At 39.1% G+C, this 15,788-nt stretch carries 12 protein-coding genes; 9 read left to right on the top strand and 3 right to left on the bottom strand.

Going from position 1 to position 15,788, the window contains the following annotated elements:
* Positions 1-58: 58 nt before the first annotated feature.
* The 5 genes from SYJ56_RS01275 (at position 59) to SYJ56_RS01255 (ending at position 6,389) form a co-directional block, all read left to right on the top strand.
* On the top strand, positions 59-1,189 hold the full coding sequence (locus SYJ56_RS01275; RefSeq protein WP_323831658.1) for a hypothetical protein: 1,131 nt from the start codon (positions 59-61) through the stop codon (positions 1,187-1,189).
* 12 nt (positions 1,190-1,201) lie between these two features.
* The gene (locus SYJ56_RS01270; protein WP_323831885.1) at positions 1,202-1,645 is read left to right on the top strand and encodes a nucleoside deaminase; all 444 of its coding nucleotides are present in this window, start codon (positions 1,202-1,204) and stop codon (positions 1,643-1,645) included.
* 104 nt (positions 1,646-1,749) lie between these two features.
* Positions 1,750-2,361: a superoxide dismutase gene (locus tag SYJ56_RS01265; protein WP_323831656.1), complete on the top strand. Its 612-nt coding sequence runs from the start codon at positions 1,750-1,752 to the stop codon at positions 2,359-2,361.
* A gap of 206 nt (positions 2,362-2,567) precedes the next feature.
* Positions 2,568-5,000 (top strand): TonB-dependent receptor domain-containing protein, encoded by a 2,433-nt coding sequence (locus SYJ56_RS01260; RefSeq protein ID WP_323831654.1) that lies wholly within the window; start codon positions 2,568-2,570, stop codon positions 4,998-5,000.
* Positions 5,001-5,069: 69 nt separating this feature from the next.
* Positions 5,070-6,389, top strand: coding sequence for a serine hydrolase domain-containing protein (locus SYJ56_RS01255; RefSeq protein ID WP_323831652.1), 1,320 nt, complete (start codon positions 5,070-5,072; stop codon positions 6,387-6,389).
* Positions 6,390-6,554: 165 nt separating this feature from the next.
* Here SYJ56_RS01255 and SYJ56_RS01250 read toward each other — a convergent pair whose 3' ends face one another.
* The gene (locus SYJ56_RS01250) at positions 6,555-7,019 is read right to left on the bottom strand and encodes a MaoC family dehydratase (protein ID WP_323831650.1); all 465 of its coding nucleotides are present in this window, start codon (positions 7,017-7,019) and stop codon (positions 6,555-6,557) included.
* 160 nt (positions 7,020-7,179) lie between these two features.
* Between SYJ56_RS01250 and SYJ56_RS01245 the strand changes: the two genes are divergently transcribed.
* From SYJ56_RS01245 to mtgA, 4 genes are all read left to right on the top strand, one after another.
* A complete protein-coding gene (locus SYJ56_RS01245) occupies positions 7,180-9,069 on the top strand; it encodes a transglutaminase-like domain-containing protein (protein ID WP_323831649.1) in 1,890 nt (629 codons plus the stop codon).
* Positions 9,062-10,993: a DUF3857 domain-containing protein gene (locus tag SYJ56_RS01240; protein WP_323831647.1), complete on the top strand. Its 1,932-nt coding sequence runs from the start codon at positions 9,062-9,064 to the stop codon at positions 10,991-10,993. Before SYJ56_RS01245 ends, SYJ56_RS01240 begins: the two co-directional genes overlap by 8 nt.
* Positions 10,994-11,055: 62 nt before the next feature.
* The gene (locus SYJ56_RS01235) at positions 11,056-11,850 is read left to right on the top strand and encodes a methyltransferase (RefSeq protein ID WP_323831646.1); all 795 of its coding nucleotides are present in this window, start codon (positions 11,056-11,058) and stop codon (positions 11,848-11,850) included.
* Positions 11,851-11,859: 9 nt separating this feature from the next.
* The gene (gene mtgA, locus SYJ56_RS01230; RefSeq protein WP_323831645.1) at positions 11,860-12,555 is read left to right on the top strand and encodes a monofunctional biosynthetic peptidoglycan transglycosylase; all 696 of its coding nucleotides are present in this window, start codon (positions 11,860-11,862) and stop codon (positions 12,553-12,555) included.
* A gap of 439 nt (positions 12,556-12,994) precedes the next feature.
* On the opposite strand, the gene SYJ56_RS01225 is transcribed toward mtgA, so the two are convergent.
* Positions 12,995-14,722: a chloride channel protein gene (locus SYJ56_RS01225; protein WP_323831643.1), complete on the bottom strand. Its 1,728-nt coding sequence runs from the start codon at positions 14,720-14,722 to the stop codon at positions 12,995-12,997.
* 120 nt (positions 14,723-14,842) lie between these two features.
* The gene (locus SYJ56_RS01220; protein ID WP_323831642.1) at positions 14,843-15,772 is read right to left on the bottom strand and encodes a M28 family peptidase; all 930 of its coding nucleotides are present in this window, start codon (positions 15,770-15,772) and stop codon (positions 14,843-14,845) included.
* Positions 15,773-15,788: the final 16 nt, after the last annotated feature.

The raw sequence follows: 15,788 nt of genomic DNA, 5'->3' as shown, positions 1-15,788 counted from the left end.
ATAACATGGTTAGAAGCATATCTTCTTTAATTTTGCGCGACGGACCAAAAGCCAAATCATGGCCAAGAATAAAATAGACCAAAACATTAATCAGGATAAGCTCTCTAAAGGAGCCTATTCGCTATTTGATTTTACTAAGAAAGAGAAATCCTTTCTAATTGTCATCTGTGTTCTAATCTCAATTGCCGCTATAATTACCCCATACACTTACGCTGCAATGTGGTTTGGATTTGCACTTGCCGCCTATTCTGCGATTGCAAATGATAGTATCCAGACAATCGGAACATTCATAGCCTCTAATCACCACAAGAAGTGGTACTGGTTATGGCTATTTATGGGGTTGATTTTTGTTGGTACAGTTACCTACAGCTGGTTTACTTTTAATGGTGATGTGACTTACGAGCGCTTGAGCGTACCAGGACTGGACAAAGCACCTACAAGTTTTGTTTTCCTTCAGCTTGCAGCTCCTATCGTCTTACTTATTATGACTAGGTTGAGAATGCCGGTTTCTACTACTTTTCTCCTACTCAATGTATTCACCTATAAAGCAGGAACTATAGTAGATGTCATGTTTAAGAGCTTTGTGGGCTACTTATTGGCTTTTTCTATAGCAATAGCAGTATGGTTTGTTCTTGAGCGATTTGTCAAGAACTATTTGAAAGGAAAACCTGCTCCATATTGGATCTATTTGCAGTGGATTACTTCAGGTACACTTTGGGCAGTATGGATTATGCAGGATGCTGCCAATATCGCAGTGTTCCTTCCCCGACAATTAGATGCGGTAGAATTCTCTATTTATGCGGGTTTCGTATTTATTGGGCTCGGCTTCCTTTTCTATATGAAAGGAGATAAAATCCAAGGTATTGTCAATGAGAAAACAAGTGTTACAGACGTTCGTGCTGCAACTATAGTTGATTTTGTGTATGCGATTATCCTATTCTACTTTAAGCTTTATAGCAATGTACCGATGAGTACTACTTGGGTATTTATAGGTTTGCTTGGAGGTAGAGAAATAGCGATCGCCCTAGGAAAACATGCTAAAGCAGAAAAGAGAAATGCCTGGATGTTTAGAGCTTTTAGGCTGGCCAGAAACGATGTGTCAAAAGCATTTATAGGTTTGGTGGTATCATTGATACTTGCATTCATCATCAATGATGGCGTGAGGAATGAGATTCTAGACTTTTTCTAGGCCGTTTTGGAAATAGAACTTTACAGCCACGAATACTTCATGAATGAAGCCCAAAAGCAAGCCAGAATTGCTTTTGAAGAGGGGGAAATTCCTGTAGGGGCTGTGATAGTATCCAAGAATAGAATCATCGCTAAAGCATATAATCAGACAGAGAAGCTCAATGATGTAACTGCTCATGCTGAAATGCTCGCAATCACTTCTGCAGCCAATTACATGGGAGCAAAATATTTGGTTGGCTGTCGGCTTTACGTGACTTTGGAGCCTTGCGTGATGTGCGGAGGGGCGCTTTTTTGGTCACAGATAGACGAAATCCATTATGGAGCTTCTGATCCCAAAAGAGGTTATTTGCAAAGCAATCCGGGTATTTTACATCCAAAAACTAAAATCTATGCAGGGGCCTTTGCCCAGGAATCCGAACAGCTTTTATTGGAATTTTTCAAAAAACTAAGAAAATGAAAGGAAATTGATTCCTTAAGAACCTTTTTCAACTTGCCGTGGTTGCTAAAGCATATTATTCATAGGATTTTTAATCAATCTTTTAACTTTAAAATATAAACAATATGGCTTTCGAACTTCCATCTTTACCCTATGCCACCACGGCTTTGGAACCACACATTGATGCTAGAACTATGGAGATACACCATGGTAAGCACCACAATGGATATGTAACTAACCTTAACAACGCAATTGCAGGAACTGACCTAGAAAGCAAATCTCTAGAAGAGTTGCTTAAAGTAGCTGGATCTAATACTGCAGTAAGAAATAACGGTGGTGGACATTATAACCATAGCCTTTTCTGGAAGATCATGTCCCCAACTGGTGGTGGATCTCCTACTGGGGATTTGGCTAATGCAATCAATGCTAAGTATGGCAATGTTGACGCGTTCAAAGAAGTTTTCAACAAGGCAGCAGCTACTAGATTCGGTTCAGGATGGGCTTGGTTGATTATCACCGCAGCAGATAAGCTTGAAGTTGTATCCACTGCAAACCAGGACAATCCACTAATGGATGTGTCTGAAATCAAAGGAACTCCAATCATCGGACTTGATGTATGGGAGCATGCATATTACTTGAATTATCAGAATATGCGTCCTAGCTACATTGCAGCTTTCTGGAATGTGATCAATTGGGAACAAGCAAATGCAAATTATATAGAGGCTTTGAAAAAGTAAGCTTCTAAAAGCTATTAGTAAATCCTCGGACACACTGTCCGAGGATTTTTTTATGTCCAAAGCTGAAATTTAACTGTACGGTTTCGATACAGACTTTTTTTAGTAGGTTTCCAAAAACGGCCCTTAAAGCTAATTTAAGCTGATTTCAAGCCTTGGCATTTCTTTTTCAATAGGTGGCACAGAACGACACACAAAGTACTATTGAAATGAAAACGACCAACTTGCTTTTTTTAACACTTTTCACCTACCTACTGGGGGTGAGTAATCTAGCGGCCAAGGATATCAGCCAGATTACAGGTAAAATCACAGACCAAAATGAACAGCCAGTACCTTATGCAAATGTTGCCTTGATAGATGCTACTAGTGGTAATCTAGTGGACGGAGCTGTATCTGATGAAAATGGAGGGTTTCTTATTGAATCGACGAAAACAGCCAAAGTCAAACTGGTGATTTCTTCCATCGGCTTTACTCCTTTTGAATCAGCAGTTTTTGAACTCGCACCAGGGTTGAAGAAAGATTTCGAGACAATATCTATCCAAGATGAAATGACAGGATTGGATCAGGTAACTGTTCAATCTACCCGTCCTGAGATCATCATCGAGCCTGACAAGACTACTATCAACGTAGAAGGAACAGTGATGGCCGAAGGGTCGAATGCCTTGGATGTGATCGGTAGATCTCCCGGGGTCTATGTAGATCAAGATGGGATAATCAATCTGAATGGAAGGACCGGAGTTACTGTGATGATCAATGATCGAATGACTTACATGAGTGCCACGGATCTTGCAAACTTTCTTCGTGCTATGCCAGCCGATAATATCAAAAGTATAGAGGTAATAAATAATCCTTCTGCGCGATTTGATGCGGAAGGTTCTGCGGGGGTAATTAATATTAAGCTAAAGAAAAATACGGTAGATGGTATTTTTGGAAATATCCAAGCAGGATCCTTGTATAATGGCCAGTGGTTGCCTACTGCAGGCGTGGCTTTGAATGTGAAAAAAGGAAAGTGGAGTACAAATGCCAATTTGAATTACAATCACTATGGTAATTTTAATGATTTGGAGATCAATCGAAATTTTAGTTTACCAGAAGGAATCTCCACATTCAGCCAAGAATCTAGAATTACCACTAGAAATAAAAACATGTTTTTCAATGGAGCTGCCAATTATGAGATTAACGAGAATCAGAACATTGCATTGAATGTGCAGGCCTCCGACTTTCATGATAAAAATGATAACGAGTCATTGACGGAGATTATCACTCCGGGTGTATCAGAAGTCAGCTATTTGGATTCCAATAATGATGCTAAAGGCACTGGAAATCGAATCTTTGCCAACCTTCATTACGACGCGAAGTTTGATACAATTGGAACAAAGATCAGTTCAGATATTGACTTCACTCGAATGAATTCGGACAGTAAGTCTTTGCTTACAAATATGCAATGGGTGGGAGAAAACACCTCAGATGTAATGGATAGTAAAATTCTAACTCTGAACGATATGTATTACAATATCTTCACTGCAAAAGTTGACTTTGTAAAACCAGTAGGAAAAGGAAATACAATTGAGACAGGAGTGAAAGGTAGCTGGGTGAAGTCGGATAATAATCTGAATCTGAGCAAGTCTCAAGAGGAAGGACCATTTGTACCAGATCCAAGCAGTAACAGTTTTATCTATAATGAAAATGTCCTTGCAGCTTACCTCTCATATAAGGGGAAATTCTCTGAGAAACTTTCCTATCAAGTAGGTTTGAGAGGTGAACATTCAGATATCACTGGCAATTCCGTTACGCTTAATCAAGTGAACAAGCAAAAGTACTTCAACTTGTTTCCAAGCACGTTCTTGCAACATAAAGTCAGTGATGACTACCAGATTGTTTATAATCTCAACCGCAGGATCACGAGACCAAATTATCGATTGCTGAACCCATTTGTGTATTACATTGATCCTCTGACTACCGAGACTGGTAACCCAAACCTGAAGCCTCAGTATTCAAATAACTTCGAAATGAACCATGTGGTGAAAGGTATGTATCAATTCACATTGGGCTACAGCGAGACAGAAGATGCCTTTATGCAAGTATTCGTACAAAATGAAGAAGATCGAACTACGACTACTTACTCGGATAATTTTGACAAAATCCGTAATGCCAACTTCAGAGCTATCATCCCAGTAGATATCAAAGAGTGGTGGGCTACTTCTAATATGGTTCAGGTGAATTACAACCGAAATAAAACGCAGATTGGGGATGATTTCCTTGACAATTCGAACACGTCATTTATGGTTCGGTCTCAGCACAACTTAACCTTACCATTGGGATTTAAGGTGGAAGTAATGGGGATATACATCGGTCCACAGATTTGGGGACAAGGAGAGATTGCCGGCTTTGGCTGGGTGGATGCCGGCGTGACTAAATCTATCATGAAAGATAAACTCACCTTGTCCGTGAACGGTACTGATCTTTTCCGCACACAAGTGATTAAGGCAAACATTGATTTTGCGGCAATAGATACCAATTTCCGACAGTATCGTAGTAATCAGGGTGTTAGATTTACACTGAAATACAACTTCTCCAAAGGAGAAAGCTTTCGCGTAAAAAGTAATTCAGGAAGCTCTGAAGAGAGAAACCGATTGGATTAAAATATATAAATAGCTGTTCCATAATGGAATGGCTATTTTTGATATATATGTTTTAGTAATTTATTATTTATGAAGAGAAATATATACATAGGAATCCTTCTATGCATGTTTGGAGGATTCATAGGGGTTGCATCAGCACAGGATTTTTCTAAGCTTGATCAGTTTTTAGACTCTATTGAAACCCACAATAAATTCATGGGAAACGTACTTCTTGCACATGATGGCAAGGTATTGTATGAACGATCAATTGGTTATCAGGATATTCTGACTGACGAGGAATTGACCAACGCATCTCGTTTTCGAGTAGGCTCTATCACTAAAATGTTCACTACTTCATTGGTATTGAAAGGTGTAGAGCAAGGCAAATTGAGTCTTGATCAGCCCCTTTCGGATTTTTATCCCCAAATAGAAAATGCTGAGAAAATCACAATCAGTAATCTGCTCCAACATCGCAGCGGGATTCACAATTTCACCAACGACGAAGTCTATATGACTTTTTATCAGGCCCCTCAAAATGAGGAGTTTATGATAGAGAAAATTGTGGCAGGAGGAAGTGATTTTGAACCGGATAGTAAGGCAGATTATTCCAATTCCAATTATGTGCTGTTGACATACATTCTAGAGAAAGCCTATAAGCAGTCTTATGACAATCTGATCAAGGAATATATTACTTCGCCATTGCAGTTGAATAACACCTATGTAGGTAAAATTCCTGAAAAGGAAGAAGCCAAATCCTATCAATTTGAAGGTGATAAATGGATTTTTGAGCCCTATACAGATATGTCTGTACCAGTTGGGGCTGGAGCTATCGTATCCACTACAACCGATTTAGCGAAGTTTATTGAGGGGCTGTTCGCTGGACAAGTCATTACACAAGAAAGCCTTGATTTGATGATGGAGATCAAAGATGGATATGGTAGAGGAATGTTCCAGTATCCTTATGGTGATAGGAAATCATATGGGCACTCAGGAGGAATTGATGGTTTTCGTTCTCAACTGAGCTATTTCCCTAATGAAAAGCTGACGGTCGTAAGTCTTTATAATGCTCTAAACTACAATAGTAATGACATTTCGTTGGCTATGCTGCATAGTTACTTTGGCAATGAGGTAAAGATTCCAAACTTTTCCAGTGTCTCTCTTAGTGAAGAGGAATTGGATCAATATGTAGGCGAATATTCTTCAGAGCAGATTCCGTTAGTGATTACTTTTGTACGGGAAGGGAATAAGCTCATCGCTAAACCGACAGGCCAGAAAGAGGCTCCTCTGGAAGCAAAAGGTGATCACAGATTTGAATTTGCGATGGTAGGGGCCATATTCGAATTTGCTCCGGAAAAGAACGAGATGACTCTTAAGCAGGGAGGAGCTACTATCGCCTTCAAAAGAAAATAATAAAAAATAGCCAGGCGATCACCTGGCTATTTTTTATTACAAGTGGATCCTATTAGAGAGCCCTATTCTATTTCCACTTTATAAAGGGTGTAAAAGTCCTCTTCAATATCTGGATTTACTTTGCCCAAAAACCACAGCTCATTCTTAGAGCAATATTCGAAAACCCTACTGAAAGTGGTATAGGAAAATCAGAACTCCGGTGAACGCGGGTTTTTTTTGGTCTTTGATTTCGAGCTTTACTTCTACTTCCGCTTTGACAGTTCCTCTGAGATTTGCTACATTTTTTAGCTTTGCGACCAAGCGTACTTCACTTTCTACCAGCACGGGATTAGCAAATCTCAGTGATTCAATTCCGTAATTGATCATCATTTTCAGGTTTCTTACATCCACTATTTGCTCCCAAAGATGTGGTACAATACTGAGCGTGAGGTAGCCGTGTGCGATGGTATTTCCAAATGCTCCCTCAGCTTTTGCACGTGTAGGATCTGTGTGTATCCACTGATGGTCATGCGTAGCTTTCGCAAAAATATTAATCTGTTCCTGAGTGATCTTGAAATGTTCGGATGTGCCTAGGCTCTGTCCGTTGTGCTTTTCAAACTCTTCAAAACTACCTATGATTAAAGGAGGCATTCGTTATTTATTTTGTAAAAAACCAAATTAGTGAAGTTTTGACGGAATTAGCAAGTAAAATAGTATGGTAATATGGCAATAGAAGTCCTCAAAACAGACGCAATTTTTACTAAAACTATTTTTTAATAGAGTTTTAGTTTTACTAAAAAAACCATCTACTTTGCGTCGATTTATCCCACATTTCTATATGCTATTATTGTTTGTAGCTGCACACTTATTATTTGGGTTTCAAGTTACTACTGACTCAATTCCAAGCAAGGAGGCAGCTTCTATATACTCTACTTATTCAGAGAATACATCTATAGTAGTCACGGATTCTTATGAAGTAATTACGAAAAAGGAGAAGAAAATAACTGTACTTTCTGCAGAAGGGCTTTCTCATGCTTACACCTCAATTTTCTATGATAAGTTTAATGAGATCTTAAACTTTGAGCTGGAAATTGCTGATCCACTTACAGGGAAGACCATTGAAAAAGCAAGAATTCGAGATATGTCAGATGCATCTATCCATTCTAGCTCCAATATTTTTGATGATAACCGACACAAATATTACGAAGTAAGAAGTGGCAAATTCCCAATCCAAGTTAATATCAAGATTGAGACTAAACAGAAAAACAATTTTTACTATAGGCCTTGGATACCTATGCAGCGATACAATCAAAAGTTAAATAAGTCTGTACTCACTTTCACATATCCTATTGAGTTAGGACTTCGGTATAAGGAGCTTAATTTGCTGGGGACAAGAGAGGAGAAAATGGTTGATGGGAAAATGAAGATTACTTGGACAGAAGAAGATTTGCCAGTACAAACACCAAACATGAAAGTCGAGGATGATCATAGATTACTACTTGCTCCAGTAGCATTTCAGGTCGGAGAGTATGAAGGTAAAATGGAAGATTGGTCGGGGTTGGCTGCTTGGCAATATCGGCTAAACAGCGGTAGAAATACACTTCCGGAAGCTTTTAAGAAGAATATCCAAGCTATGGTGGCTGATGCTGAAAGTGATTACCAAAAGATTGAAATTCTTTATGAATACCTGCAGAAGAACTACCGATATGTCAGCATTCAGTTAGGAATTGGCGGGTGGCAGACAATGCCTGCTGCTGAGGTGGTGAAATATGCCTATGGTGATTGCAAAGGCTTGACAAACCTTATGAAATCTATGCTGGAAACTGTCGGAATCAAATCCAATTATACCTTAGTACTAGCTGGTAAAGACGCAGACGAGATCGAAGAGGACCTGCCATCAAATCAGTTTAACCACGTGATTTTACAGGTTTCAATGGAAGATGGGAAAAGCCCTGTTTGGTTGGAATGTACTTCCAATTCATTGCCGGCGGGTTATTTAGGAGATTTCACCAAAAATCGTTTTGCTTTGGTGGTGAATGAAGATGGCGGGTATTTGACCAAAACTCCTGCCTACAATTCTGCCCCGTGGAACACCGTACATAGCAATAATTCTGTTAAAATCGATACACAGGGAAATGCCACCATCACTACAAAAATCAGTTTGCAAGGTAATTTTGCTGAAAATCTGCTTGAGGTCAAGCAATATTTAGATTCTCGGGAGCAGCGCGATTTTTTTAATAGCAATTCACCTGTATCAGGGTTGATTATAAAAGAGTATGGATTGCAGGTAGATCATCAGGATTCGCTCTTGAAAGCAGAGGTGGCATATGAAGGATTTATACAGAAGTTCGTCCAAAATACTGCTAAGCGTACGATTTTAAAGCCTTTTCTAGGAAAGATTTCATTAGAAATGTTGACAAATAATTCTTTAAATAAACTTGATGAATACCTAATAGAATTGCCAGAATCCCTGGAATCTGATAATGAAAATAAGGACTTGATCATTAAGGAAGAGGGTGTTGAATTATCCTTGAAGGCTGTGCTTGATGGCAGAAATCTACGGGTAGTCAGAGAAATCAAGATGACTTTGGATGAGAAAATGACCAGAGATGAAAAAACGGAACTTCTAAAGCGAATTAATTCCTCTAGCAACAAAACTTATTTCTTCATTAAATCAACCACCGCAACCACAAATGAATAGAGCTTTACTTTCGATCTCTCTTTTTTTGACATCGTTTGCAGTTTTTTCCCAAACAGCTAAGCTTGGAGAAGCGAATCAAACGGAAATTTATCTGGGCGAAGTACCTTTTGAGCCAGATGCACCTGCTGTGATACTTATGACTCAGGGAGAATCGAAGTTTTTTGGGAATGTCTTTGAGACCACGTATTTCGTTCGGTTGAAAATCCTGACAGAAGTAGGAAAGCAATATGCAGATGTTCGCATTCGGTATTATGTGGGAGATAAACGCTATGAAGAAATCAGTGGTGTGAAAGCCCAAACGGTGAATTATGTAAGGGGTGCAAAAACGGAAGAGATCAAAGTAGAAAAAGAAGGCATTTTTGATGTTGCGGTGAATAATGGCTACCACGAAGTGCGGATTTCATTTCCCAATGTTCAGGTGGGATCTATCCTAGAGTATACGTATAAGAAAACTGATAAGAATATCACCTTTATCGATGGATGGGCTTTCCAGAATAATATTCCTACGCTTTTCAGTAAGTATCAAATCACCATGTCTCCTTATTTAGGATATAGGACAATAGGGCAGGGATCTAACTATGCAAACAAAGTAGAGAAGACGGATTCCAATGGCACCTATAGTTGGACATTGAGAGATCAATATTCTCTCAAAGAAGAGCCTTTCATGAAAAATTACAGAGACTATGTGGATCGTATTGAGTTTCAGCTCACCCAATATCAAACTCGATCATCTACTGCAGGAGTAGAGTGGGAAAAGGTATTGAACACGTGGGAGGCATTGGGAGACGATATGATTTCCTATTATTCTGATAAAGGTTTTTACCGAAGTAATCCAATAGAAAAGGAAACCTTAAACACCGATTTGTCTGGGAGTTCTCAAAAGGAAATTGCAGGGAAAGCATATTACTATCTTAGAAATAACTACCTCATCGAAGGAGAAGACTGGATTTACCCGAAACAAACGTTGAATCAGTTGTTGAAAAGCAAAGTAGGTACTCCCGTGGAAATGATGCTGGCGCTCATGGGGATTCTAAAATCTGTAGGAATAAAATGCGATCCTGTATTGATAGGAAGCAAAGGCTATGGAAGAAGTGAATTAGTCGAGTACCCATTCCTAACCCAGTTTGATGAAATACTTCTTCTGACTGAGCTTGATGGCTCTCTCCAATTTTTAGACCTAAGCGATAGGATGGCACCCTTTGGTTATGTTGATTTGGACAAACATGTCTCTGGTGGGCTTTATTTACAAAAGAAGGAAAGTAAGCTTATCCCTATTTCAATTAGACATAATTCCAATACTGTTCATTTTAGTCAGGTGAGGTTGAATGAATCAGGGCAACTTTGGATGCAAAGTTCTTACAGAAACTATTTTTACAAAGGCCTTGATCTCGCTCATTTGGTCGATTATAAAAACAAGAAAAGTGAGCCACTCGACAAACTTTTCAAGGGAGAAGATGATATTGAATTCCGCAACTTCAAAGTGGATGATGCGCTGCATGAAAAAAACTATTACACACTGAGTTACGAGCTAACATTTCCTGAGTCGGAGAACGCTGAGATGATTTCTTTCAGACCACTGAAGTTCTCTACATTTTCGGAAAATCCGTTTCCTGAGGAATATCGTGTGTTTCCGGTTGATTTCGAATATCCTTTTGCTGAGACCTACAATTCAAATGTACTAATCCCAACGGGATATGAAATCGATGATTATCCGCTGCAAGAGAGTTTTACTATTGATGGAGGGTATGTAACTTTCATGTACTCACCGACCATGATGGATAATATGTTGAAAATAACGGCAAGATTTGAAGTCAAAATTCCATTGATTCCTGCATATCAATATGGGAACCTTAAGTATTTCATGGAAAGCGTAGCATCTAAGCTTTCCGAACCGGTAATCTTAAAAAAGAAGTCTAATCCCTGATGAGTTTGATTTCTTGAAGAATTTATTCTTTTATTAATAATTTCGAGAATAAATACCAAGCAATGACAGCATATCTACACGGATTCATTCCCGAAGAGCAGCAGCGACTGATCGATCAGGCTGGAGTGTTGGGTTCGCTTATTTACCCACGTATTGATTTCTCTGGGTGTAAAAAGCTTCTTGAAATCGGTTCAGGAGTGGGTGCACAGACAGAGACTTTGCTAAGACTATTTCCCGACCTCGAGATTACTTGTGTGGATTATTCTCAAAGTCAACTTGACCGAGCAAGGCAGAAAGTAGCTTTTGCAGGCAATCGGGTGAGGTTTGTTTGTCAGGATGCTACGGAGCTTGAATTGGATGATAAATTTGACTCGGTGTTCATTTGCTGGGCTTTGGAGCATATTCCTAATGTGCTCCGAGTTTTGGAAGGACTTAAGCTACATTTGCTTCCCGATTCGAAACTTTGGTTTACAGAGGTTTTCAATTCTAGCTTTTACTTTTACCCGCCACTGCAAGGGTTGCCAAAATACTATAAGAATTACAATGATCTTCAGATATCTTTGGGAGGTAATCCGGACATTGGTGCGAACTTGGGCAATCTTTTAATGAGAGTTGGATACAAAGAAATTAGATTATTTCACGGAGGCTTTCATCTGGATCAACGAAATCCTGAAGATCTTGATAAGATCGCGCAGTATTGGAAAGTTTTGATGAAAAGTGCCAGCCTTGGTTTGATCGATGCAGGACTGATTTCTGAAGATGATATTTTGGCAATGGAGAAGGATCTTGATTCTATTTCTAAAGATGAGAATGCTGTCTTTTTCTATCATTTTGTACAGATAAGTGCTACAGTTTAATTATTTACTATGAAACTTTTAAGACGGCTTTGGCGATTGATTTGGAAAGCCGCCATGTGGTTTTTCATTATATCAGTTGGATTGACAGTAATCTATCGCTTTGTCCCTGTACCCATTACTCCTCTAATGGTGATTCGGGTTTTTGAGCAGGCATTTGACCCTGAGAAAGAAGTCCGACTTCGAAAAGACTGGGTTCCAATCAGCGAAATTTCGAAGAATGTGCCGCAGGCGGTTTTTGCTTCGGAAGATCAGAAATTCCTAGATCATAACGGGTTTGACATCGAAGCGATGGAAAAAGCTTGGGAAAACAATAAAAAAGGAAAAAGGATAAAAGGAGCAAGTACTATCACTCAGCAGACAGTTAAAAATGTCTTTTTATGGCCATCTAGAAGTTATATAAGAAAGGGACTTGAGGCATATTTCACTGTATTGGTGGAATTAATCTGGTCGAAAGAGCGCATTATGGAAGTTTACCTAAATGTGATAGAAATGGGTGACGGGATCTATGGAATAGAGGCGGCTTCCCAGACCTTTTATAATAAACCTGCCTCCAAGCTCAATCGTAACCAGGCAGCCATGATAGCTGCAGTTCTCCCTAATCCACGGCGATGGTCACCAGCCAAACCAACTTCCTACATCATTGGTCGGCAAAGCTGGATTCTCAGACAGATGAACAATCTCGCCCCAATTGGAATGGGTATTTAGCGTTTGGATTTGTGCTGTTAAAATTGGATTATTTAATGTTAAAATTAGAGTACAATTAAAAACTCTAGTATCTCAGCCATTTATTTCACTTTTATTAAGTCACCAATACAGGAATACAAAATTTTCTTTTAGAACTGAGCGGAACTGTACATTTTGAAACCCAATTTTTGCATTTAATCATCATTAATTAGCATCTTCAAAATCCTTGTCTATGAGCTCCATTTGCGGTTTAAAAAATGCAAGTCTTTTTTATCCACATTTTCGATAATTTATCCACACTTATTAACATTGATCCCCTAACTATCAGTAAAACAGAAGTTTACGGGGTAATTTTTAAAGGTAATTTTGTGGATAAAGAAGCCTAACTTAAAAAAAGTATTGAAAAAGAATGTGCAAAAAAGTGGATAAATTCCTCTTCCAAATATTATTCTTTTTTCGATTAATCTTGCTTTTGTTTGATAAGGCGTTTTCGATAAGCATTGAAGATTCTGGACTTGGAAACAAAACCCAAATATCTGCCATCTTCGATTACAGGGAGGTTCCAGGCGCCGGATAGTTCAAATTTTTCCATTGCTTTTTGCATATTTTCAGTAGCCAATAGGATTTCTGGAGGACTATGCATGAGCTCTTTTATCAGAAGACTATCCTGCTTTTCCCGATCAAACATGATGTCCCGAATATCATCTAAGGTTACTATCCCTCGCAAAGCTTTATGTTCATCTACTACCGGGAAAATATTGCGCTTAGATATTTTCACCAGACTTATCAGATCTTTCAATTTCGAATCAGGATGGATTGGTAATAAGTCTCGTTCAATCACATTGGTAATTGAGATGAGTTCCAAGAGCTCCTGATCTTTAGATTCTGGCAGATGTCTTCCTTTTTCCTTCAGTTGTATCATATAGATACTGTCTTTCTGGTAGGCTGTTTTCGTCACATAGGAGATGGCAGATACGAACATCAAGGGAACAAACAGCTCATATCCTCCGGTGATTTCTGCTATTAAGAATATAGCGGAAAGTGGAGCGTGTTGAGTACCAGCCATTACACCGCACATGGCTACCAAAGTGAAGTGAGCAAGGGGTAATGGAATTGTAAAATTGAAAAGATTGCTAGAGTAAGCGAATAGAAATCCTAAAATTCCCCCTACATATAACGACGGTGCAAATATCCCCCCACTGCCACCAGCACCAAGTGTAACTGCTGCTGCAATCGGCTTAATAAGGATTATAAAGGCTAGGAAAATGATGATGAGATACGGATTCTCAATAATCGAGAAGAAAGGGCTTTTTTCAAGCAATTGACTCGAATTTCCATCTATCAATGTATTGAGCGTGTCATACCCTTCACCATAGATCGGCGGCAGGAAGAAAACCATGATTCCCAAAATAGCTCCACCATAAAGTATTCTCAATGCTTGGCTTTCTAAACCTTCCATGAGAGATTCTGTTTTTCTCACTGCGTGGCTGAAATACACCGAAACCAAGCCACATGCGATTCCCAACAGTAGGTAATAAGGCATATGTGATGCCTGAAAGGTATCTGTCAGTTTGAAATTGAAAACCGAGTCTTTTCCAATAAGGATCATTGACGTCAAAGAACCTGTCACAGATGCAATCAGTAGAGGGATAAAGCTTGCAGTGCTTATTTCCATCAGAATTACTTCGATGACAAAAATTACTCCGCCAATAGGCGCACCAAATATGGAAGAAATCGCTGCAGCTGCACCGCAGCCTATCAATAGGGTACGTTTTTTAGCATTCAAATGCACTAGGGAGCCTACATTTGATCCAATAGCTGAACCAGTTACTAACATAGGAGCCTCAAGGCCAACCGATCCACCAAAACCCACTGTAATGGCAGAGGTAAACACACGGCTATAAGTCTTTACTCGTGCAATGATGCTTTGCTTCTTGGAAATAGTAAATAGTATATCTGGAATTCCGTGGCCACCACCATCTTTGAAAATGAATTTACCCAACATATAAGCAGCAGAAATACCGATGAGTGGGTAAATGATATAAAGAAAATTAGCATACTCTTTATAGAATCCTTCTGTAAGAAAATGCTGGATAGCATGCACGCCTTGTTTTAGAATTACCGCGGCTAGCCCAGATAGCACCCCTATTATCCCGCTAAGAATTAGGATAAAGGTCTGGTTGCTCATATTCCTGAGCCTCCATATCAAGAGCCTGGTGATCAAGTCTGTTTTAGCCAAAATTTCGCGTTAGTAGCGTGCTTTAAAGTCTAATGTAAGTAAGATGTGAATCAATGAAAAGGAGAAGTCTCAGTCTTTGTGTAATTCTGAATCCAATGCCAAGGTACATTTCAAGATAAGATTGACCGCATTGATATAAAATTGCTCATCAATATTTTCAAAAGAATCGCTTGGCTTGTGATAATCAGGATGATCTTCTACGCCAAAATAGATATGAGGAACTTGGGCTTCGAAGAAAGGGCCGTGATCCGAAGACTGGGTCCAATTGTCTCGTCCGGTATTAGGTTTATCGTGTCCGAACATTAATTTTGGAGTAGCACCTGCCGAGATGCTTTCTAAAATGGTCTTAAAGCTGGGGTAATAATACGTGCCTGAAGCATATAATTCTCCATTTTCATTTCTGGAGATCATATCCATATTGATGTTTAAGACAATTTGATCCAAGGCAAATGGAAAGTCTTTTACCAATGCTTTAGCACCTTGCAACCCCATCTCTTCGCCATCCAAAGCCGCAAAAATCATAGAATGCTTGGGTCTATTTTTCTTAAAATATTTTGCCAGTTCGATCAGCGCAGCCGTACCCGAAGCATTGTCATCCGCACCGTTATAAATAGAGTCACCTTCAGCATTTGGTCTGCCTATGCCTACGTGATCGTAGTGGGCGGTAATTACAATCAATTTTTTCGATTCACTTCCAGCTACAAACCCTACAATATTTACAGCTTCTTCATAGTTCTTGTTTTCTCTTCTATTTTCAAAACTGAAGCTCTGCTTATAATCAGAATATTGTGTTTGTAGCCCAATGCTTTTAAATTGATCCAGTATATAAGATCGCGCTTTAGCATTTCCTTCACTGCCTGTTTTTCGCCCTTTTAGCTCATCAGATGACAAATACTCAATATTTGCAAGAAGGCTCTTGCTAGCAATACTTTGCCCATTAGCTTGAATAATTAGTAAAAAGAATAAACAACTTAGAGCATTTTTGATTGTGAGTTGCATTAAGGAAAGTATTTTG

Origin of the sequence: Algoriphagus aurantiacus, assembly GCF_035156405.1 — a bacterium.
Taxonomy (GTDB): Bacteria; Bacteroidota; Bacteroidia; order Cytophagales; family Cyclobacteriaceae; genus Algoriphagus; species Algoriphagus aurantiacus.
This window is presented reverse-complemented; position numbering and strand designations above follow the sequence as displayed.

Bases quoted from the DNA above. Each gene is read 5' to 3' on its own strand.
- SYJ56_RS01240 (WP_323831647.1), top strand. From the start codon at position 9,062: ATGAATAGAGCTTTACTTTCGATCTCTCTTTTTTTGACATCGTTTGCA.
- SYJ56_RS01250 (WP_323831650.1), bottom strand. From the start codon at position 7,019: ATGCCTCCTTTAATCATAGGTAGTTTTGAAGAGTTTGAAAAGCACAAC.
- SYJ56_RS01220 (WP_323831642.1), bottom strand. From the start codon at position 15,772: ATGCAACTCACAATCAAAAATGCTCTAAGTTGTTTATTCTTTTTACTA.
- SYJ56_RS01255 (WP_323831652.1), top strand. From the start codon at position 5,070: ATGAAGAGAAATATATACATAGGAATCCTTCTATGCATGTTTGGAGGA.
- SYJ56_RS01265 (WP_323831656.1), top strand. From the start codon at position 1,750: ATGGCTTTCGAACTTCCATCTTTACCCTATGCCACCACGGCTTTGGAA.
- SYJ56_RS01235 (WP_323831646.1), top strand. From the start codon at position 11,056: ATGACAGCATATCTACACGGATTCATTCCCGAAGAGCAGCAGCGACTG.
- SYJ56_RS01275 (WP_323831658.1), top strand. From the start codon at position 59: ATGGCCAAGAATAAAATAGACCAAAACATTAATCAGGATAAGCTCTCT.
- SYJ56_RS01260 (WP_323831654.1), top strand. From the start codon at position 2,568: ATGAAAACGACCAACTTGCTTTTTTTAACACTTTTCACCTACCTACTG.
- SYJ56_RS01225 (WP_323831643.1), bottom strand. From the start codon at position 14,722: ATGAGCAACCAGACCTTTATCCTAATTCTTAGCGGGATAATAGGGGTG.
- mtgA (WP_323831645.1), top strand. From the start codon at position 11,860: ATGAAACTTTTAAGACGGCTTTGGCGATTGATTTGGAAAGCCGCCATG.